This is a genomic window from Desmospora activa DSM 45169, assembly GCF_003046315.1.
GTDB classification, from domain to species: Bacteria; Bacillota; Bacilli; order Thermoactinomycetales; family DSM-45169; genus Desmospora; species Desmospora activa.
Window position 1 is genome coordinate 2,062,448 of record NZ_PZZP01000001.1, and the last position, 19,777, is coordinate 2,082,224.

The following is a 19,777-nucleotide window of genomic DNA, read 5'->3' on the forward strand; positions in this document are numbered from 1 at the left end:
TTTTTTTATCTAGGTATGCTTAGTATTCAACCTCCCATTGAAAATATGTAATAAAAAAAACCGCCTCAAAAGGCGGTCGGTCAGCAACTTTAATCATCGTTTGCTGAGAAAAACAGAATGACAAAACGTAACAGCTCTAACAAGGCGTACAAGGCGGCGGCCACATAGGTGAGAGCGGCAGCATTTAATACACGATTAACTCCGCGCTCCTCCAGGTTGCGGATAATCCCCATCTGCACCATGATGTTTTTGGCGCGGCTGCTGGCGTTAAATTCCACCGGCAAAGTAACCAACTGAAAAGCGACCGCAGCGGAGTACAGCAGAATTCCCAAGCCAAAGAGTTGCAATTGACCTAAGAGCAATCCACCTAACAGCAAAAAGGGTGCGATGCCGGAGGCAAAGTTGGTCACCGGGAACATTTTATGGCGCAGAACCAAAGCACCGTAAGCTTCTTTATGTTGGATAGCGTGGCCACATTCATGGGCTGCCACGGAAACGGCGGAAATCGAGTTTTCGTAATAAACGGGCTCCGATAAGCGGACCGCTCGGGAAATCGGGTCATAATGGTCGGTCAGGCTGCCTGCAACCGGCTCCACCGGCACATCGTGCAAACCGTTGTCATCCAAGATACGCCTTGCCACATCGCGTCCGGTCATGCCGGAGGAAGCGTTTACTTGTGCCCACTTCTTAAAGCTGCCCTTTACGGCGAACTGCGCCACGATCGTAAGAACGAAAGCGGCAAGAACGACCAAGAGCATAATCGTATTGATGGTCATTCAAACATTTCCCCTTTTATGGTGGTTAATGTCTAGTGTGCGCCTTGGATCTCAGTTTAAAATGTATCACTCTGGTATTGGCGTGGAATTGTCCAAATTTCTCTCAAGTGATACTGAATATCGTCACACCGTTCCATATAACGGCGAATGCGAATATCATCACTCTGTTTCAATTGTATGTTCCATTTGTGTAAAGAGAGCGAAAATCGAGGGAAAGATACAACTTCAGCCCTTTTTTTGGCATAGCTGAGAAAGCATGCAGCCTCCCCTTCCATGGGAAACCACATGCACAACATCACCAGTATAAAGATATGCCAAGTTGTGGGGTATTTTGGGCACAAACCAAACACCCCGTTAGATAAGGATTATTCTTGTCATTATTATACCATAATGTTTATGTCTATGTGTTTCTTATCGTTTCATCGATTTGTGACAACAATTAGGACGATAGGAAACTGAGAGTAAGACCACCGATTACCACTACTGTCAGCAACAGCACGATCCATAGACCTACATTGGGTTTTCCCATCGTACATCCCCCTTTTCAACGGATGTGTGACATCCGTTTTCTTGTTGATTATACCAAGCTTACAGGGGACAAACCAGGCTCTCCGTATTCCAATGTTTCTGTTCTTTGATAAAATAGAACAAGATACCGATTTACAAAAGGAGGGTTGAGATGAACTTCATCGACATCGAAAAGCTCATCGACTTAGAAAAGCTGCACGAATTTCATTTCCTGTGGGACCTGGTACTAATCTTGATCGCCGTCAAAGTGGCAGGTCACCTAAGTAAAAAAATGGGACAGCCCTCTGTTTTCGGGGAACTATTGGTCGGAATCATTCTGGGGCCTGCCTTGTTGGGCTGGATTGTAGTCGATCCGGAAAATCCAGGATTGATCAAAGAACTGGCCGAGGTAGGGGTTATCCTGCTCATGTTTTTGGCAGGCTTGGAAACCGATGTGGAAGAGTTTAAAAAGACCGCTTATGGCTCCTCTCTCGTCGCCATCGGCGGTGTAATATTTCCGCTGGTTACCGGTTTTGCGGTTGGTACACTTTTCGGTTATGAATTTTCCACGGCGATTTTTATCGGTACATTATTAGTCGCTACTAGTGTCAGCATTTCCGTTCAAACCTTGCGTGAACTGGGGAAACTACAGACCAAAGAAGGCGTGACGATTTTAGGGGCGGCTGTATTGGATGATGTACTGGGAATTATCATACTTTCTGTTGTCGTCGGCTTTACCGCCGGCAGCGGTGAAAGCAGTATGATGGATATCTTCCTGTTGTTGGGTAAAATCCTGCTCTTTTTCGTCCTGATCTTCCTGATCGGTCGTAAGGTTTTACCACGGCTCTTTCAATGGGGTGCCAATCTGTTGACAACCGAAGTGTTGTTAACCTTTGGTATCATCACCGCCCTCTCTTTCGCTTATTTTGCGGAGATGTTCGGTTTGGCGGGGATTGTCGGCTCCTACTTCGCCGGATTGATGCTGAGCTTAACCAAATATCGCCATGAGTTATTTGAAAAAGTGGAGGTTATTTCCTTCTCCTTTTTTGTACCGATCTTCTTTGTCAGTATCGGTGTGGCGGCCGATATCAGCGGATTGTCATCGGATATCTTGTGGTTGATTCTCACCCTCACAGTAGTGGCTATTTTAAGCAAACTGGTTGGTGGTGGGCTGGGAGCGAAATTGGCCGGCTTCGACTGGCGCAGTTCCTCCGGGATTGGAGCAGGAATGGTAGCCCGCGGTGAGGTGGGCCTCATTGTCGCTTCCATCGGTCTCAGTCGCGGATTGATTGATAATGAACTGTTTACAGTAACCGTTATCATCGTCTTAGCTACCACATTGGTCACTCCACCGCTGTTAAAAGGGATCTTTCACACCAAAAAATCGTAATCCCGCTGCTCCGCAACAAAAAAGCACACGCCGTTGGCGGTGCTTTTTTGTTGCGGAGGTTACTGATCTTTGGGGCGAAACGTGTGACAACAGGTATGCGCTGAGTTGTGGGCGGAGTACTGATCGTGGCTATCGACAAATTCTCCACCGATCTCCTCGCGATAATTTTTATTCCAATTTTTATCCACATCCACCATGATTGCGTCGGCCGTACAATTATTGCCTTTTCCCCAAAAGAAACAGTTGGCTACACTACATTTTACTTCAGGCATTTCCTTCACCTCCTGCCCCCTAGTATGGGCGGCAGGAGCTTCCTTTATCGCTGGTAATCATTCATCCGAGGTTTTATCCGCCTGTCGCAATTCCTCCAGAATGGCATGAATCGTTTCAAAGGTGATCCCTTCGCTGTTGCGTGCCGAGACAGTCAAATAAACATCGGCGCTAAAGGTGGGAACATGCTCCTTTACTTCTACTTCCGTTCCAGCATAGATTTTGCGAAAGATGGGCTGACCTCCGATCTTATTCCACCCCATCTTGGTAAGCTGCTCTTCATACAGCTCAAAATCCTCTTCTTTGATATTGAGAAACACACTGGTTACCTTCACGATACTTCCCTCCACTCCCAGTTTGCCAAATCAGGCCGATTTTCAGTCAGCAAACAGATTATCTTCTCCTTGGCGCATCCCTACATTGAGCACCAATCCAACTGCGATTAGATTAGAGATGAGAGCACTGCCGCCATAACTGATAAACGGCAAGGGCAGTCCGGTGACAGGCAATAAACCGATCGTCATACCAATATTTTGAAACACCTGAAACACAATCATCCCCGTTACCCCAGCCACCAAACAGGCGCCAAAACGATCCTCGCACTGAATTCCCACTTGCACCATGCGATAAACCAAAAACAGGAAGGTACATAGGAGAACACTACCGCCTAGAAAACCAAACTCCTCTGCCAACACTGCAAAGATAAAATCGTTATGGGGTTCTGGCAACCACCGTCCCTGGGCCTGGGTTCCATTTTGAAATCCTTTTCCATATAGCTGGCCGGAACCGACCGCAATCATGGATTGAGTTAATTGATATCCGGAGCCAGTCGGATCAGAGGCGGGATTAATAAATGTCTCAATCCGTTGAATTTGGTGATCTTCCAACACATCGTACAAGAGTGGATGTTTGCTAAAATAAAGAGCAAATACTCCACCCACCAGGATGACGATCGCAAGCATTCCCACTGCAAAGATACGCCAATCTACACCGACAGCCAACATCACTGCAGCCAAGACACCTACCAGCACCAGTGATGTACCTAAATCCGGCTGCTTGAGGATAATGAAGAAGGGAACGGCAAACAAAACCATTAACTTCATGAACTCTCGCCAGGACCGAATCGATAATCGCTGGGATTCACTAGCTACTTTGGCAAGGGTAATGATTAAAAACAACTTTACAAATTCGGAAGGCAGAAACTGAAACCCAGCAATGTTGACCCAGCGTTGCGCCCCTTTGACGCTGACTCCAATTCCGGGGATCAACACTAGAAGTAGAAGCAAAATACCTAATCCATACAAAATATAGACCAAGGGGCCATTGATCAAAACCCTGTAGTCAAACAGGAGAGTGGCTCCAAGGAGTAGAATACCTAGAATATACCAATAAATCTGCTGTTGGACAAAAGTGGGATCATTGGAGTAGGTTGCTCCAGAGATGGCAACAATGCTGATAACCGCCAACAGGAAAATTAAAAACAACAGCGGATAATCAAAGCGACGAATCATGCGGCCCATTTTCATTCCAACGTAACACCTGCTTTTATCGACATTGGACTACTTGTTAGTATAACGCATGAACACCTTGCTAAAAAGAGACGAACAGATTCGTTTTTCATATGGGTAAACGTTACAACAAGGGTGGGGAGACGATTGTCATGGTGAGAAGCAAACCCGATTTTTGGATGATGTTAATCGTGTTTGTTTTAATGGGATTTGGACTGGTGATGATCTTTAGTGCCAGTTATTATGATGGACTGACGAAATACGGTGACAGCTATTATTATTTTAAGCGGCAGCTGTTATGGGCGGGTGCTTCCCTTATCCTTTTCTTTGTTGTATCGAATATCCCGTACAGCCTGTATCGCCGCTATGTCGGATGGATTTTATTAGGAAGCTTAACGGTACTGCTATTGGTCTTTATTCCTGGAGTGGGCAAAACCTTAAATGGAGCAACGCGCTGGATTCAATTGGGCCCTATCGGATTTCAGCCATCGGAGCTGGCTAAGGTGGGGGCGATCATCTACACTGCTTCGATTATGGTAAAAAAGCAGGAGGTGCTACACCGCTTTAAACGAGGGCTACTCCCTCCCCTATTGGTGATTGGAATGCTTTGTTTTCTGATTGTAATTGAGCCTCATTTCTCCAGCATGGTAATCCTACTGGGTTCCTGTATGATCGTCATCTACTGTGCCGGTGCCCGTCTAAAGCATCTGTTGTTGTTGGCTTCCACAGGGATTCCATTTATCCTGTGGGTGATGGTGGTAGAGCCCTACCGCTTGCAGCGGTGGCATGTATTGTTTGATCCCTGGAAAGATCCCACCGGCGGCGGCTTTCAGACGATCCAGGCTTTATTTGCCATCGGACCGGGAGGGTTATCCGGTAAGGGATTGGGCAACAGCATTCAAAAACTGGCTTATCTGCCTATGTCCCAGACCGATTTTATCTTTGCCATTATCGCTGAAGAGCTCGGCTTTATCGGCGGCTCTTTTCTCATCCTTCTCTTTGTCGTCTTCGTGGTGCGGGGGATACGCATCGCGATCCGCTCCTCGGATCTATTTGGCACCTTATTGGGAATTGGGATCGTCAGCATGTTTGCGATTCAAGCATTGTTCAATTTAGGCGTGGTAACCGCCGTTTTACCAGTAACCGGCGTTCCTTTGCCCTTTATTAGTTACGGTGGGTCGTCGTTGATGATCAGTATGCTAGCAGCAGGTATCCTTCTCAGCATCTCCCGTTTTCGCCCCATCGCAGCCGATACCCATACCAAGCAGAGGCCTCAGCATACCTCCTACACTCCCGGATCTCGCTATGCCCGTGTAAACAACCGCCAACTTTGATATACTCTGTGCGGATCTTTTCTAATCGATGTCATGGAGGAAATATTTTGCAACTAGAACAATTGTACGAGCACTATCAGTCGCTCTTATTTGGTGTGGCTTATCGCATGCTGGGCTCCATCTCCGATGCGGAAGATATCGTCCAGGACGTTTTTCTTAGCTTGCAGCAACAGGAAATCGATAAAATCAGCCATGTAAAAGCATACCTGATTAAGATGACGACCAACCGTTGTTTAAACTTACTGGGGTCAGCGCGCCACAAGCGGGAGGAGTATGTAGGACCCTGGCTTCCTGAACCGCTACTGGATCAACAGCAACCTGCGGATATCATCGAGCGGAATGAGTCCATCTCATACGCCTTTCTTGTACTGATGGAGCAGTTATCACCAATCGAACGGGCCGTGTTTATCTTGCGTGAAAGTTTGGGATTTGAGTATGAGGCGATTGCGGACATACTTGATAAAACGACGTCCAACTGCCGCAAAATCATGAGTCGTGCCAAGCGCAAGCTTCCACATCCCCTTCCTACCGCCCCACTGCAACACGTGGTCCTAAATCCGGACAAACTAAAAAACTTGCAGGGAGTGTCACAAAACCCCCCGCCCGATTGTCTCCATATGTGAAAGCCATTTTTCACACAATGGAGGTTATATGGATGAAGCTTCGTATGAATTATCGCAAGGCCAATCCCAAAGCATATCAAACGATGTTACAGCTGGAGACCTTTATGAAAGAAAGCGGACTCGATCCTCGCTATACGAACTGATCAAAATCCGCGTCTCGCAAATCAACGGTTGTTCTTTCTGTCTCGATATGCATGTCAAGGATTTGCTGGAAATGGGATAATTGGAATAACGGGTATTTCTGCTGACCGCGTGGCGGGAATCTCCTTGCTATACCGACCAGGAGCGAGCAGTCCTTGAATTGACCGAAGCGGTAACACTTGTGTCCGAAGGTGGTGTACCCGACCATGTGTATGATCATGTTCGTACCTACTTTGATGAGGAAGCGTTTGTGGCCCTCGTTATGGCTATTAACACAATCAATAACTGGAATCGACTCGCGATTACGACAGGTATGTTTCCCGGCTGTTGGGATCAATAATAAAACTAGACGCCTCCTAATTAGAGGCGTCTTTTCTGTATGAAATCAGGAAGTTATTGATCGCCGTCTCGATCAGACAACACTTTGACTTGATGGCCAAGATCAGCAGGCCGCTTCAAACGGCATATCTGATCTCATAGTTCATCTCATCCGTTTATTTCCCCTTCATTTTTGTGATAATCGCTTGCGTCAATTCCTGCGTCGTACACTTCCCGCCGATGTCAGGGGTTAAATATCCTTCCTGCAATACCTCTTCGATCACATCCAACAACAATTGACCCATTTCTTCCTGACCAAAATGGTCCAACATCATTTTGGCCGTCCAAATTTGCCCGATTGGGTTGGCGATTCCTTTTCCAATAATATCTGGAGCCGATCCATGGACCGGTTCAAACATCGAGGGATACTTCCCATTCACATTGATGTTGGCAGCAGGCGCAATGCCCACACTTCCCATAATGGCGGCACCGATATCGGTCAAAATATCGCCGAATAAATTACTGGCTACAATCACATCAAATTTTTGTGGGTGGGTGACAAAAAAGGCCGCCAACGCGTCAATATGTTGTGAATCGGTGCTAACGTCGGGGTAATCCTGTGAAACCGCCTCAAATACCTCATCCCAAAACGGCATCGAATAAACGATTCCATTGGACTTGGTTGCACTGGTAACATGTTGTCTGCGCTTCTGCGCCAATTCAAACGCAAAACGGATGGCACGTTCCGTTCCTCGTCGGGAAAATACACCATTTTGGATGGCGATCTCCTCTACTCCTTTATAGATCCGTCCGCCAATGGAACTATATTCTCCCTCGCTGTTTTCCCGAACGACGATCAAATCGAAATCCTTTGGGTTCGCCAGAGGAGACTTGATGCCGTTGAACATTTTGGCAGGTCGGATATTGATCACTTGTTCAAACTCACGCCGAATTTTGATCAGCAATCCCCACAGGGAGATATGATCGGGAACAAGCTGTTTATTTCCTACGGCTCCAAGAAAAACAGCATCAAATTGCTCTAGCTTTTTAAGACCGTCTTCCGGCATCATCGTTCCGTGTTCCAAATAATACTCGCAACTCCATGGAAAATCGGTAAACGTAAAACTTAAGCCGCCATGAATGTCTGCAATGGTTTCCAAAACCTCTTTTGCTGCGGGAACCACTTCTTTTCCAATGCCATCACCGGGGATTGAAGCAATCGTTAGTTTCAAAGCAAATCCCTCCTCACATCATTCTATACGCGGTATACGGTCGACTGTATCTCGTTTATAATACTATCAATAACCGAATGATTTTGGCAAGGGATATTTCTCCCCTCAATATTCATCATTTCCAAGCTTTTTTGTCGATGGATTTCCTCGGAAAATTCTTTTTGACATAAAAAGACTGCCGACCTGAATTCCTTGTCAGCAGTCTTATGTCTTTTTATTTCGAGGTATCTTTTTTGAACCCCTGTGAAGTCACAATCAAGGTTGGAAAGTTAAACATTGAACCTTTGGTGACTCTGCTCGGTAATTGATCAAAGGTACAACAGGGTTTGTTCCCCTTTTGCTTCAAAAATCGTTCGAATCGTTAAGATGGAATTCCTTCCATGGGACTGCTGGGAGAAGCCACTTCCTTCTTCGGAATACGGCCGGAGAGATAGGAGAGTCGTCCCGCTTCCACTGCCAGTTTCATCGCCTGAGCCATTCGGACCGGGTCTGTTGCCTGGGAGACTGCAGTATTTAGGAGAACACCGTCCGCTCCCATCTCCATGGCCAGAGCAGCGTCGGAGGGTGAGCCGATGCCGGCGTCTACCAATATGGGCACATTTGCCTGTTCAATGATGAGCCGCATATTTAAGGGGTTGAGAATTCCTTGACCCGATCCGATCGGAGAGGCACCGGGCATAATCGCATGGGCTCCCGCCTCCTCCAACTGCCGGGCCAAGATGGGATCGTCATTGGTATAGGGTAGAACAGTAAATCCCTCTTCTACCAGCTGACGAGTCGCTTCCAGTGTAGCGATGGGGTCCGGGAGCAAAGTGCGATCATCTCCGATCACTTCCACCTTTACCATGTGGCAGAGTCCGGATGCCCGCGCCAAGCGAGCCAACCTGACCGCTTCCTCCACTGTTTTTGCCCCGGCGGTGTTTGGTAGTAAGGTAAAACGGGTTAGATCCAGTTGATCCAAAAAACCCGGTTGATCCGGTTGATCCAGATTGACGCGGCGTAAGGCAAAGGTGAGTACCTCTGTGCCGGAAGCTGCTACCGCTTTCGCCTGTATATCCAAAGATGAAAATTTGCCGGTACCCAAAAACAAGCGCGATGCAAACGTAAATTCCCCGATTTTCAACATTTTCTCATCCTCCTCCTACAAATTGCACGATTTCCAACCGATCTCCATCCTGCAAGGGCGAATCGAGATGTTGATCCCGTTCCAACACGTTTCGATTTTGTTCCACTACTACAATGCGGGATTCCAATTGTAGATGACGGAGAAGAGCGGCAATCGTGGTTACTTCCACCGGCAGCTCCATCTTTTTTCCATTTACTTCAATCGTCACGGCCTCCCACCTCCCTGTTCTGAGATCGCCACCTTCTGAAATCGTTCCGGTGAAAACGCCTCCCACTCCGGCACCTTTTCCCCCAAAATCCAAGCAGCCATCCCTTCGCCGGTGGCAGGCGCCAGCAAAATGCCGTTCCGAAAGTGACCGCCGGCGACAAATACATTGTTCCAAGCGGACAACGGCCCCAACACCGGCAACCCATCCGCTGTTCGTGGACGGAAGCCGGACCAGGCGTCAATCCATTCCGCCTCTTTTAGAGCGGGAACGAGGCGAATCGCTTCCTGCAACAGCCATGCCGCCCCTGCTGCCGTTACCCCAGGACGGGTATCTCCCGGCTTTTCCGTCGCCCCTACCAACACGCGCCCATCCCGTTTGGGCACGAGATAAACGCCTTCTGACCCGAACAATGTCCGTTGAAACAAGGGTCGTTGTGGACGCAAGGCGATTGACTCCCCCTTGACAGGAGAGACAGAAAGTGACATCCCCAGGCGGGAAAGAAGCGAGGAAAGCCAAACCCCACCACTCAACACCAACATTTCACCATAAAAGGTACCGCGATTGGTCTCTACCGCCGTTGCCCGCCTTCCTTTTGTCACTACATCATGCACATCCACACCTTCTTCAATCGATCCGCCGTTCACGCGAACCCCCTGTGCCAGTGCTTGGACCAGACGGGGAGCCAGCACCTGTCCGTCACCGGAAATGTGTAATCCGCCCAACCATTCGCGAGACAAAGAAGGTTCCGACAGCGACAGGGCTTCCCCTTCAATCCAAGAAGCATTTAACCCGTAGCGATGCTGCCAATTTTCCCGTTCCTGTAGTGCTTTTACTTCCTCCTCCGTCCGTGCCAAACGGAGAATCCCTTCTTCCCGCAGCTCAATATCCAAACCCGTCTGCTCCAGCAAACGGTGCTGCCACAGAGGATACCGTTCTCGGCTTTGTAAACAGAGATCCAACATGGGACCGGGAAACGACATTTCCACCTGGGCTCCCAGCATTCCCGCCGCTGCCGATGAGGCATGAGCCCCAATACGATCCCGTTCCAACACGGTTACCTCTGTCCCTTTTTCCGCCAACGCGTAGGCGATCGCACACCCGATTACCCCGCCGCCGACAATGATTACATCCGCTGTTTGCGTCATATCGGATTTCGCTCCTTTTAGGTCCAATGTCGCACCAACGCCTCCCGCATTCTTCGAGCGGTCTCGCCCGGATCATGAGCATCCATGATCGCTGATATCACCGCCACTCCAGCACACCCTGTCGAGCCCAATTCTGCCAAGCGCCTTTCCTCCACACCGCCGATCGCGATAACTGGGATGGTAACGCCGTTAACCACTTTGCGCAGAGCGGCTACACCTTGCGGCGGCAACCCTGGCTTTGACTGCGAGTCATAGACATGACCAAAAAAGAGATACGCCGCCCCTGCCGTCTCCTTGACTTGGGCCGATGCAACGGAATGAACCGAAACACCCACCGCCCGCGAATGATCTTTGACAAAAGGGGCCGATTCCGGCAAATGCAAGCCAACATTAAACGTTTTGGCTACCTCAGGCATGCCATTGATTACTAACTGGTGGGAAAGTGTGCTCGTTATCGACAGCAACTTTTCTGCCCATTGTGTTACCGTCTTCGCTGTGCTTCCCTTTAATCGCAGATGAATATGATCCAGATAAGAATGTGCTTCTTGACACACCTCTACCACCTGTTCCAATGAGTACGGATGCCCAACAACCAAGTGGAGTTGGGGCCGTTGACGGTTAACCACATGAGAAAGCCGGTATCCATGGGGATACCGGCGAAAATGCTCAATCATACGGTTTCCCCACTTTCTTACGCTGGTATGAACCAGGTCAAGTTCAAAGGGTTGGGAGCAAGCCCCCTCTCAGCACATGGTGCACCCCTAGTGGAGTAAGATCAGGTATGTGATTTGTCTCCATTGTAGCAATGGATTCGAGATTCCGTCAAACGGCAAATTCACTTTAATATAAGCGAGGTTGCGGCACTTCTACCGTAACATCACCAAACACAAACGATTGACAAGCCAAGCGATACCCTTTTTCCACCTGTTCGTCTCCCAGGCGGAGCTCCTCCCGGTCGCCCATTTCGCTTAAATGTTCCGCTCCTTCCACTACGCGGACACGACAAGTTCCACATCGGCCGGAAGTACAGTTAAAAGGAATCATCACCGAACGGGAAACCGCTTCAAACAGCAAGTTGTCCCCTTCTCCCACTTCCAGGGAATGCTCTTCTTTTCCAACGATGATGTGTACCTTTGGCATGGTTTGATTCCTCCTTTTTTCTCTTATCTAAGGCTCTTCGCTTTCAAAAACCCTTCCACCCTCTTGATAATCAACATGTCTCAATCTCTTTTTGGCTTGTCCATCATTGCCATGGGCGAAACACCCATGGTTTTTTCTTTCTACATCCAACCAAACCAGGAAGCCAAGTAATGGCTCAACGTGGCAAACATCAGGCCGGAAACAATCGTTCCCCCTGCGATTGAACCAACTGAAACCCAGAAGGGCACACGGAAGAAAGACGCTGCAAAACAGGCGGTATACGCACCCGTACCCGGCATCGGTATGGCCACAAACAGAAACAGTCCCAACGGCGCCCCAAATTTGCGAATCGAACCGCCTTTTTCCACCGCATTTTTCTGAATGCGGTCAAAATAACGGCGATAGCGCGGAGACTGTTTGTATAGCCACTTCATCAACGGTTCAAAAAAGTAGAGCAAAGGGATAATCGGGATCAGATTGCCGAGGATCCCAAACAAAAGAGCTTGATGATACGGCAGGCCGATCACGGTTGCATAAGGAATCGCCCCCCTTAGCTCGACAAAAGGGGTGCCCGCCAATATTAATACTTGCAATTCCTTAGGGAACCAAGCCAACCATTCGGTCATCTCGACTGATTTCTCCTCTCCAGAACAAAGAAGCAGTGATGAGCATGGTTGTTCTTATAGGATATGGTCACAAACCAGGGTCTGTTATGGGTATGTTCCTCGATTGTGACCTATTTTCGGATGAACAGGTGTGAGTATTGTGAGACAATGTGGCGCACGATCCAAACGGTGCCGATTGCCAACATCATCCACAGCAGCATCACTCCGTAATGATGGACCATTTCGATCATTTTTCCCCACTTGGCACCAACGAAAAAACCGACTCCGATGAAGGTGGTACACCAGGTGAACGCCCCGCTATAAGCATATAGGGCAAATTGATTTATCGATAGTTGGGAAATACCAGCAATATAAGCAGTCACATGACGGACCCCGGGAATAAAGTAACCAAAAAACAAAACCCAGCTGCCGTATTTGCGAAAGAGAAGCCGGGCCTGTATTAAACGCCTACGGGTAATCCATACCTTATTCCCATAGCGATTAAAAAAAGGATAGCCTAACCGCTTCCCCAACCAATAGCTGACTGAAATCCCGCACATGGAACCTGCCCATGCACTAAAAAACGTCAGAGCTAGATTTAATTGCCCCACAGAGGCCAGATAACCGACAAAGGTCATCATAATCTCATCCGGCAAAGGTAATCCGACGATTCCCAACGCCAAAAAGAGAAAGATACCCAGGTATCCGTATTGCCAAATGATTTCCAACATCGTCTGTTCCATCACTCAGCCCCGCTCCATCCTTCACGCCCAATAAGATTAGAATATCATAACTACCCTTCAGCCAAAAGGGATACCGCTTGAGGAAACTTACCAATCGGGATCGCCTTAACACTTAACACCTCTATCAATTAGGATCTCCCTATTTAAGTATATGTACACACTTGGAAAAGCTGCATAAAAAAAACTTCCCCACTCAGGGGGAGAGGCTGCTAACAAACGTATCCCACGCTGGTTGGGATGGTAATCCGTCTTTAGCTTGAGTAGTCCAACTCATGCATCCACATCACCCAACACAATATCAACAGCACCGAGAATGGCGATCAGATTAGCCACGTTTTCCCCTTGCAGCAAATGGGGCAAGATTTGAAGGTTACTAAAGGAGGGTCGCTTCCAGTGGATACGCCACGGTTTATCTTTTCCTTTGCTGACCAGATGGACACCCAATTCACCCCGGGGATTTTCTACGGCCACATATACTTCCCCTTCCGGTGGGCGTAACACACGGGGAACTTTGGCCATAACCGCACCTTCATTCGGAATCTGCTCCAGCGCTTGTTCTACAATGGCGAGCGACTGAACGATCTCTTCCATGCGCAGGTTAAACCGGGTGTAACAATCGCCGTCTGTACCGACAGGAACATCAAATTCAAAGCGATCATAGAGTGAATAGGATTGATCTTTGCGTAAATCCCGTTTTACCCCGGTACAGCGAAGACTAGGACCGGATAACCCATATTGAATCGCTGTCGCCGCATCATAGCGACCGATTCCTTTTACCCGCGACAGAAAAATCTCATTGCCACTGACGAGATTGTGATATTCATCCAACTTTCCTCTTAGATAACCCACCAACTCCCGCGCTTGATCCAACCATCCTTCCGGCGCATCCCACTTGACTCCGCCGACACGCATATAGTTGTAGGTGAGCCGTGCCCCACACAGTTCATTGAACAGTTCCACAATTTTTTCCCGATCGCGAAAGGCATACAAAAACGGACTCATCGCCCCGATATCCAACAGATAGGTGCCAAACCAGACCAGATGACTAGCCACCCGGTTTAATTCCGTCACAATCACCCGTAGGTATTCCGCTCGCTCCGGCACTTCCACGCCCATTAACGTCTCTACCGCCAAGACCACGGCGTGATTGTTGTTCATCGCATTTACATAATCCATGCGGTCGGTATAAGGGATAATCTGTGTATAAGGCAGGTCTTCAGCCAACTTTTCCGTTCCCCGGTGCAAATATCCGATTACCGGTGTCGCTTCCCGAATGATTTCCCCGTCAATCTTTAAGACAAGTCGAAAAACACCATGGGTGCTCGGGTGCTGTGGGCCCACATTGAGCAGCATCTCTTCCGTTCGCAACGATCCACCCCTCCCAGTTTTCAAGCCTCTGTCTGTTGTTGTAATCATCAAAACACACCTTAAGACTGAATCCCCGCCACCACATCGATGCCGTTTTGACGCATATGGGATAAAAACACAACATCCAACAGATCCCCGTCATGGGGAAGTGCCCCGATCTGCTTTGCCGCCGCAACCGGAAGATCATAGGTGCGAACATGCGAGCGGGATACGATCACTCGCGCCTGCACATTGTCTTGATTGGCCAACAATCGAATCCCCATCGCATTTTGATAGATACAGAGATCCGTACAATCTCCCACCACGACGAAAGTAACCGGCTCTGTTAACACCCGTCGCAAAAACGCGTGAAAAGGTTCTCCCGCAGTATTCACTCCAAACAGTCCATTGGTAGCGTTCTTGCGAAAGAGCTGCGCTCCTTCCATTTCCACCAACGAACGCAACTCCTCTACCGTCTCCTCTTCTCCGCTTCCCCGTACACAGTGAGGAGGGAAGGCGGCAAACTCCACCGCATCCGCTGGATGGTCATCCTGCAAAAAAAGAAGGTTAGAAGCAGGCAGACCCTGTGCTAAAAAGGCATCCGCCAAGCTTCGCACCGGCTTTACCATCTCCCGCACACGCTCGGAAGCTAACACTCCTTCATCGCAAAAACCGCGAATGATATCGACAAATACCAGATAAACCCGCTCCGCCCCTTGAGCCTGTGCTAGAATCGCGGAAACGGTTTCAAATGGAAGTTCAGCGAGCCGTTGTTGCGCATCCTCTAAAAAGGTTAAGCTTTGTTTGGCGTCCATGTCATCCCTCTCCTCTCGACCGTACAGCAAAACCGTTTAACACTTTTACTTTATCAAAAACTGATCAGACTGGCGAGCATGTAAAAAAACCGCCAAAAAAGGCGGGATGACAGCTGACGAATATCTGGCCTCGGTTCTTTATCTGAGTTATCCGCAACCTCAGTGTTGAGTTTCCGTAAACCGCGTAAACGACTGCACCCGATGGCGATCCAGCTTTTTAATCACTTCCACCAACAATTTTACCGTCAATTCCACATCGGTTTTGCTGATCATGGAGACGTGGCTGTGAATGTAGCGAGCCGCTGTTCCAATGACCAAGGAAGGAACACCTTTGTGATGAAGATGGAATTGACCCGCATCCGTACCCCCACCCATCATGGTATCCACCTGATAAGGGATCTGAAATTCATCGGCGGTCTCTAACACTAGATTGCGCAAGCCGATATTGGGAATCATGGTGGCATCGAGAAAAGTGATCAAGGGGCCTCCACCGAGACGCGGTTTATCTTTTTTGCCGCCGGGACCGTCTTGGGCAATGCCTACATCCAGAGCAAAGGCAATATCGGGTTCCACCACATAGGGAGCAGTCTTGGCACCGCGTAACCCCACTTCTTCCTGAACGGTAGCACCAGCGATCACTGTGTTGGGGTGATCCTCCTCTTTTAAGCGGCGCAACACTTCCAACGCCAAATAACAGCCCAAGCGGTTGTCCAAAGCCTTAGCCAGAATCGTGTCATGATCCGGCATAATCTCAAAGGAGCAAATTGGAATCACCGGATCACCGATGCAAATCCCCCATTTTTTAACCTGTTCCTCATCTTTTGCCCCCACATCGATATACATTTCCCGCATTGGATATACTTTGCCCCGTTCTTCCGGGGTTAAGAGGTGCGGCGGTTTAGAACCGATCACTCCCGTAAACGATTTCCCTTCCGTTAAAATCGTGACCCGTTGCGACAGCAGAACTTGGCTCCACCATCCGCCCAAAGGAGTAAAATAAAGCATACCGCTCTTGTCGATCTCCGTCACCATAAAACCCACTTCATCCATATGTCCCGCTAGCAGGATGCGCGGAGAGGGGCTGTTTCCTTCTTTTTCCCCAAAAATGCTGCCTGTCTCATCCGTAATCACACGGCTTCCAACCTGTTTCAGCGTTCGTTCCATCAGTTGGCGCACTTCTTTCTCATATCCAGGAACACCTCTGGCTAGCGTCAGGTCTTTCAATAAATCCATCATTGCAATATCACCCTATCTTTTATGTCGCTACACAGTGTTTCCTTTTATGGTAAACAAGGCGGTCATTTTTCATCCATGCAAAGGGAGGCACATATTCCCCCCCTCCCTGTCCCAAACTAGAAACGAAAACGACGGCTGATTCATCCCATCCGTAAAAGTTAGACAGTAAGACGGGTGGAAACCGGATAAAAGAACGGGGACGGGGGTAGGCGGATGGAGAGTCGCAGCAGAAGTTTTTCGACTTATGGAAGTTTAGGGATGTTGGCATGCATTCTTTTTTTTGCCGCTGTGTTACCCGCTTCATCTCTGATGACACTCAAGGGGGTGACTGCCGCCAAACCGACGCCCATACTTGGAGACTATGCGGGAGAGATACGGGAACAGCATCCGCGAAAAGACGGTTTTACCCATGTTGATACTCCCCGCCTCATCCGTCGGTTGCAGGATGTAGGCGTCAACACCTATTTTTATCTGATCTGGCACGCTTCTTCCGATTGGGATGATTTGCGCAAGGAATTTCTTCCTGCCGCCCAGAAAGCGGGCATCGATGTGTGGGTATATCTGGTTCCTCCTAGTGAAGCCAGGGAAAAGCGCTCTGAGCCCTATGGAACGGATTATGTGGCTTGGATGCGAGCAATTGGCCATTTGTCCCGTTCATTTCCCAATTTAAAGGGGATGGTTATGGATGACTTCAACCACAACTTGTCCGTATTCACCCCGGAATATGTCAAACAGATGCGGGAGGCCGGCCAGCGCGCCAATCCCGCTGTTCGCTTTTATCCGCAAATCTACCATACAGCCATCCGTCCGCCTCTGCTCCAGCAATACCGGGGATTGTTTGACGGTATCGTCATGACTTATCGGGACGGGATCTACCGAAATACACAACGGACCCAGCGTCTACAACAACAGATCACAAAAACCTCCCGTCTGTTGAAACGAGAAGGAGTTCCTTTTGTATTGATGGTTCACGCCAGTAAGTTATCAGCCACACCTGCCAACCCCTCCACCCGCTATGTCGATGAAACCTTGCGAGCCGGCCTGCACCATTTAGGCAAAGAGGAATTGCAAGGAGTGGTTACTTATGCTCTGCAAAAAAATTGGTTTCCAGAAAGCAACGATCACCTGGCTAAAGTGGGATACGGCTATGGATGTCTCTTTGTTCCTCCCGGTTCCCATCCACCCGCAGGGGGATTCGGCGAATTGAAACAAGTTGTGTTCCCAGATCGCACCTCCTCTTATCGACTCAGATTTTATCAGCGGGTGATCGCACCAGCCCGGCTACCTGTGGGACAATATATGCAAGAAATCCGTATCGACGGAAAAAAAGTCTGGTCGCAGGACGCCGCCACCGCCTCCCGCAAAGGATGGCAACGACAAGAATTGGATCTTACCCCTTGGTTAAAGGAAAAACCGGAAGCGGTCCTGCAATTGCGATTGACGCGAAAACGTACCGGTTCACCCACTTGGTTGTTTGCCGGCTTTGACCATATGGAGTCACAGGGATTTCAGTTGGAAAGTCCCGAGTTTGAAAGCTCCCTCGGCTGGAGCGCTTACGCTAACCATTCTGCGATCATCGGTGACACGCTGATATACGATCCCCAGCGTCGCATGCGCGTCTTTCTCAATGCAATGGCTTTATATCGGGGGTACCGCTGGCAGGAAGAGGTGTCTTCAATCCTGCCTGAGCGATGGCAAGAGCAGCAAATAAGCTTTCGCGATCATTTGTTGCAGGGGCGATCTTCACAAGCACTTCTGTTTTTAGATGAACTGATGCAACCCTTAAAAAGAAATCCACAAGGGAAAAAGCTGGTAGAAGAAGGCCAACTGCTAAAACATTTATTGACGACAAAGCGATAAAGGGCAGAAATAAAAAAGCCACCTGTGGCAGCTAAAAAAACAACAAGGCTGTTGATCTGTATCAACAGCCTTGTTGTTTTACCGTTAAGAGAGCACCATTGTTAAAGCACCGAGCGCCGCTCCGGCAATATAACCGATTATCCACGGCATCGCCCTCACTCCTGCCTCTAAGTTGTATTATTATTAGAATTTCCGTGTGAGAGCTCCCTATACATCATGATTATCCCGGAGTTCACCCCTGTCGATCACACCGGGAGGGAGAAAATTGTCCGATCCGTCAGCGATTGCCAATTGATTTTCCAATGCATGAATCACATGGCCGTAGTATGTCGCTGCCTCCTCTTCTTGACCGGAGATTAACAACCCTTGATAGTTGTCATAACTCTCTCGCAGTAACTTCATACACCGGGAAAAATCACTTTCGTCCATGATTCCGGGACGACCGTCCCCCTCTTCCGACCAAAATGTACGGTAACGATCCAGGTATGCTTCATAGGTGTGAAACGGATACACCCCCATTCCCTCCCCGCCATCGATTATCCCTTAAGATGCCGAAAAGAAAACAGGGTTATACAAATGAAGATCGTTTAGCGATTATCGGCGGAAGACCGGGGTTGGTTACGGATTTCCTCTAGAATTCCGTCAGCGATCAACCGGTATCCCTTCTCATTGGGATGAATTTCATCCGATAGCCAACTGTTATGAGCTGTACGTAAACGATCATCCACATCCACCACATGGGTAAGGCCATATTGATAAGCGATCTTTTTCATCCCCCGATTCCATTGCTGTAGCAATTTAACCGACAGCCCGTAATAAGATTCATCCGGTGAAATGGGATTATAGAGGGAGGTGAGTAAAATAGGTGCATCTGGATTTAACCCCCTGATTTCTTTGAGGATGTTGTTTAAATTACGATAATACTCCTCTTGTATAGCTGGAAAATCAGACAAAACACTGACCGGATTATTTTTCTGCAATGCTTTTTTCAATACATCATTTCCGCCGATTGTAAGGGAGATTAAGTCGGCATCAGCGATCTGCTGTTGTAGATCCGAACGCTGTAAGGACGAAAGTAGGCGTTGGGATGTTTGACCCGAGACACCTTGATTGTTCAATTGAAGCGGAATGCGTTCCGCATCGCCCAGACCTTTTACCACTAAACTGCTATATCCATGGGGAGCAGACTGGTTGGAACCGACCCCCCTGGCAACAGAGTCACCCAATACTAGATAATGCAATGAATCTTTATTACTGGCGTCTTTCTGTAATTTGGATAGGATATTAACATTGGAAACCACGAAGGGGTCTTGTTCATCTTTTGTCAACATCAGTTGGGCGATGGGGTAATATCGGATAACGGCAAAGGCGATTACAACCAGGGAGAGCACAACACCGATGATAAAAAGCCGCTTTTTCATGTTGAAGACCCCTCCTTTCAAATGCGCTTTAC

General features: G+C 48.5%; 21 protein-coding genes, 1 pseudogene and 1 riboswitch. Of the genes and pseudogenes, 5 read left to right on the top strand and 17 right to left on the bottom strand.

The features are described from left to right. Positions 1 to 89: 89 nt before the first annotated feature. Positions 90 to 776, bottom strand: a complete 687-nt coding sequence (locus C8J48_RS10025; protein WP_107726420.1) for a zinc metallopeptidase — start codon at positions 774 to 776, stop codon at positions 90 to 92. 679 nt (positions 777 to 1,455) lie between these two features. On the opposite strand from C8J48_RS10025, the gene C8J48_RS10035 reads away from it, so the two are divergent. Then, positions 1,456 to 2,673, top strand: a complete 1,218-nt coding sequence (locus C8J48_RS10035) for a cation:proton antiporter (protein WP_146160475.1) — start codon at positions 1,456 to 1,458, stop codon at positions 2,671 to 2,673. Between the two features lie 59 nt (positions 2,674 to 2,732). Here the strand turns inward: C8J48_RS10035 and C8J48_RS10040 are convergent, their stop codons facing one another. The 3 genes from C8J48_RS10040 to rodA are packed head-to-tail and all read right to left on the bottom strand — an operon-like array spanning position 2,733 to position 4,469. Then, the gene (locus C8J48_RS10040; protein ID WP_107726425.1) at positions 2,733 to 2,945 is read right to left on the bottom strand and encodes a DUF1540 domain-containing protein; all 213 of its coding nucleotides are present in this window, start codon (positions 2,943 to 2,945) and stop codon (positions 2,733 to 2,735) included. A gap of 57 nt (positions 2,946 to 3,002) precedes the next feature. Continuing rightward, complete coding sequence (locus tag C8J48_RS10045) at positions 3,003 to 3,278, bottom strand: hypothetical protein (protein WP_107726427.1); 276 nt, start codon at positions 3,276 to 3,278, stop codon at positions 3,003 to 3,005. 42 nt (positions 3,279 to 3,320) lie between these two features. Beyond that, a complete protein-coding gene (gene rodA / locus C8J48_RS10050; protein ID WP_107726430.1) occupies positions 3,321 to 4,469 on the bottom strand; it encodes a rod shape-determining protein RodA in 1,149 nt (382 codons plus the stop codon). A gap of 134 nt (positions 4,470 to 4,603) precedes the next feature. Here rodA and ftsW point away from each other — a divergent pair, with 134 nt between their 5' ends. The 3 genes and pseudogenes from ftsW (at position 4,604) to C8J48_RS10065 (ending at position 6,889) form a co-directional block, all read left to right on the top strand. Beyond that, positions 4,604 to 5,785, top strand: a complete 1,182-nt coding sequence (ftsW, locus tag C8J48_RS10055; RefSeq protein WP_107726432.1) for a putative lipid II flippase FtsW — start codon at positions 4,604 to 4,606, stop codon at positions 5,783 to 5,785. Between the two features lie 47 nt (positions 5,786 to 5,832). Next, positions 5,833 to 6,408 carry a sigma-70 family RNA polymerase sigma factor gene (locus tag C8J48_RS10060; protein ID WP_170105358.1) on the top strand — a complete coding sequence of 192 codons (576 nt, stop codon included), beginning with the start codon at positions 5,833 to 5,835 and terminating at the stop codon, positions 6,406 to 6,408. Between the two features lie 32 nt (positions 6,409 to 6,440). Further along, positions 6,441 to 6,889, top strand: a pseudogene (locus tag C8J48_RS10065) (carboxymuconolactone decarboxylase family protein). 154 nt (positions 6,890 to 7,043) lie between these two features. Here C8J48_RS10065 and C8J48_RS10070 read toward each other — a convergent pair. The 11 genes from C8J48_RS10070 to C8J48_RS10120 all read right to left on the bottom strand — a co-directional run bounded on the left by C8J48_RS10070 (position 7,044) and on the right by C8J48_RS10120 (position 16,461). After that, on the bottom strand, positions 7,044 to 8,099 hold the full coding sequence (locus tag C8J48_RS10070; RefSeq protein WP_107726436.1) for a tartrate dehydrogenase: 1,056 nt from the start codon (positions 8,097 to 8,099) through the stop codon (positions 7,044 to 7,046). A gap of 361 nt (positions 8,100 to 8,460) precedes the next feature. Next, positions 8,461 to 9,225 carry a thiazole synthase gene (locus tag C8J48_RS10075; protein WP_107726437.1) on the bottom strand — a complete coding sequence of 255 codons (765 nt, stop codon included), beginning with the start codon at positions 9,223 to 9,225 and terminating at the stop codon, positions 8,461 to 8,463. A gap of 4 nt (positions 9,226 to 9,229) precedes the next feature. Further along, positions 9,230 to 9,433 (bottom strand): sulfur carrier protein ThiS, encoded by a 204-nt coding sequence (thiS, locus tag C8J48_RS10080; protein WP_107726438.1) that lies wholly within the window; start codon positions 9,431 to 9,433, stop codon positions 9,230 to 9,232. Next, positions 9,430 to 10,578, bottom strand: a complete 1,149-nt coding sequence (gene thiO / locus C8J48_RS10085; RefSeq protein WP_146160476.1) for a glycine oxidase ThiO — start codon at positions 10,576 to 10,578, stop codon at positions 9,430 to 9,432. The genes thiS and thiO overlap by 4 nt, the downstream gene beginning before the upstream one ends. Positions 10,579 to 10,595: 17 nt before the next feature. After that, positions 10,596 to 11,252 (bottom strand): thiamine phosphate synthase, encoded by a 657-nt coding sequence (locus C8J48_RS10090; protein WP_107727689.1) that lies wholly within the window; start codon positions 11,250 to 11,252, stop codon positions 10,596 to 10,598. Further along, a riboswitch (TPP riboswitch) is annotated at positions 11,250 to 11,351 on the bottom strand. It overlaps the preceding gene by 3 nt. A gap of 67 nt (positions 11,352 to 11,418) precedes the next feature. After that, positions 11,419 to 11,718 carry a 2Fe-2S iron-sulfur cluster-binding protein gene (locus C8J48_RS10095; protein WP_107726442.1) on the bottom strand — a complete coding sequence of 100 codons (300 nt, stop codon included), beginning with the start codon at positions 11,716 to 11,718 and terminating at the stop codon, positions 11,419 to 11,421. Positions 11,719 to 11,858: 140 nt separating this feature from the next. Then, a complete protein-coding gene (locus tag C8J48_RS10100) occupies positions 11,859 to 12,344 on the bottom strand; it encodes a COG2426 family protein (RefSeq protein WP_107726444.1) in 486 nt (161 codons plus the stop codon). Positions 12,345 to 12,454: 110 nt separating this feature from the next. Beyond that, entirely contained in the window at positions 12,455 to 13,066 is a 612-nt protein-coding gene (locus C8J48_RS10105) for a DedA family protein (RefSeq protein ID WP_107727690.1), read from the bottom strand. 270 nt (positions 13,067 to 13,336) lie between these two features. After that, a complete protein-coding gene (locus C8J48_RS10110; protein ID WP_107726446.1) occupies positions 13,337 to 14,482 on the bottom strand; it encodes an NADH-quinone oxidoreductase subunit D in 1,146 nt (381 codons plus the stop codon). A gap of 11 nt (positions 14,483 to 14,493) precedes the next feature. Continuing rightward, complete coding sequence (locus C8J48_RS10115; protein WP_107726448.1) at positions 14,494 to 15,228, bottom strand: isochorismatase family protein; 735 nt, start codon at positions 15,226 to 15,228, stop codon at positions 14,494 to 14,496. Positions 15,229 to 15,387: 159 nt separating this feature from the next. Next, positions 15,388 to 16,461, bottom strand: a complete 1,074-nt coding sequence (locus tag C8J48_RS10120; RefSeq protein WP_107727691.1) for a M42 family metallopeptidase — start codon at positions 16,459 to 16,461, stop codon at positions 15,388 to 15,390. Between the two features lie 216 nt (positions 16,462 to 16,677). Here C8J48_RS10120 and C8J48_RS10125 point away from each other — a divergent pair, with 216 nt between their 5' ends. Further along, positions 16,678 to 18,324: a hypothetical protein gene (locus C8J48_RS10125; protein WP_107726450.1), complete on the top strand. Its 1,647-nt coding sequence runs from the start codon at positions 16,678 to 16,680 to the stop codon at positions 18,322 to 18,324. 207 nt (positions 18,325 to 18,531) lie between these two features. Here C8J48_RS10125 and C8J48_RS10130 read toward each other — a convergent pair whose 3' ends face one another. Both C8J48_RS10130 and C8J48_RS10135 read right to left on the bottom strand, forming a co-directional pair. Then, positions 18,532 to 18,837, bottom strand: a complete 306-nt coding sequence (locus C8J48_RS10130; protein WP_107726452.1) for a hypothetical protein — start codon at positions 18,835 to 18,837, stop codon at positions 18,532 to 18,534. Positions 18,838 to 18,911: 74 nt separating this feature from the next. Further along, the gene (locus C8J48_RS10135) at positions 18,912 to 19,745 is read right to left on the bottom strand and encodes a GDSL-type esterase/lipase family protein (protein WP_107726454.1); all 834 of its coding nucleotides are present in this window, start codon (positions 19,743 to 19,745) and stop codon (positions 18,912 to 18,914) included. Positions 19,746 to 19,777: the final 32 nt, after the last annotated feature.

What these genes read in the sequence shown, in the direction of transcription:
- C8J48_RS10120 (WP_107727691.1), bottom strand. Translation starts at nt 16,461, where the DNA reads ATGGATTTATTGAAAGACCTGACGCTAGCCAGAGGTGTTCCTGGATAT.
- C8J48_RS10075 (WP_107726437.1), bottom strand. Translation starts at nt 9,225, where the DNA reads ATGTTGAAAATCGGGGAATTTACGTTTGCATCGCGCTTGTTTTTGGGT.
- C8J48_RS10090 (WP_107727689.1), bottom strand. Translation starts at nt 11,252, where the DNA reads ATGATTGAGCATTTTCGCCGGTATCCCCATGGATACCGGCTTTCTCAT.
- rodA (WP_107726430.1), bottom strand. Translation starts at nt 4,469, where the DNA reads ATGAAAATGGGCCGCATGATTCGTCGCTTTGATTATCCGCTGTTGTTT.
- C8J48_RS10040 (WP_107726425.1), bottom strand. Translation starts at nt 2,945, where the DNA reads ATGCCTGAAGTAAAATGTAGTGTAGCCAACTGTTTCTTTTGGGGAAAA.
- ftsW (WP_107726432.1), top strand. Translation starts at nt 4,604, where the DNA reads ATGGTGAGAAGCAAACCCGATTTTTGGATGATGTTAATCGTGTTTGTT.
- C8J48_RS10135 (WP_107726454.1), bottom strand. Translation starts at nt 19,745, where the DNA reads ATGAAAAAGCGGCTTTTTATCATCGGTGTTGTGCTCTCCCTGGTTGTA.
- C8J48_RS10110 (WP_107726446.1), bottom strand. Translation starts at nt 14,482, where the DNA reads ATGATTACAACAACAGACAGAGGCTTGAAAACTGGGAGGGGTGGATCG.
- C8J48_RS10095 (WP_107726442.1), bottom strand. Translation starts at nt 11,718, where the DNA reads ATGCCAAAGGTACACATCATCGTTGGAAAAGAAGAGCATTCCCTGGAA.
- thiO (WP_146160476.1), bottom strand. Translation starts at nt 10,578, where the DNA reads ATGACGCAAACAGCGGATGTAATCATTGTCGGCGGCGGGGTAATCGGG.
- C8J48_RS10035 (WP_146160475.1), top strand. Translation starts at nt 1,456, where the DNA reads ATGAACTTCATCGACATCGAAAAGCTCATCGACTTAGAAAAGCTGCAC.
- C8J48_RS10125 (WP_107726450.1), top strand. Translation starts at nt 16,678, where the DNA reads ATGGAGAGTCGCAGCAGAAGTTTTTCGACTTATGGAAGTTTAGGGATG.
- C8J48_RS10115 (WP_107726448.1), bottom strand. Translation starts at nt 15,228, where the DNA reads ATGGACGCCAAACAAAGCTTAACCTTTTTAGAGGATGCGCAACAACGG.
- C8J48_RS10105 (WP_107727690.1), bottom strand. Translation starts at nt 13,066, where the DNA reads ATGGAACAGACGATGTTGGAAATCATTTGGCAATACGGATACCTGGGT.
- C8J48_RS10025 (WP_107726420.1), bottom strand. Translation starts at nt 776, where the DNA reads ATGACCATCAATACGATTATGCTCTTGGTCGTTCTTGCCGCTTTCGTT.
- C8J48_RS10100 (WP_107726444.1), bottom strand. Translation starts at nt 12,344, where the DNA reads ATGACCGAATGGTTGGCTTGGTTCCCTAAGGAATTGCAAGTATTAATA.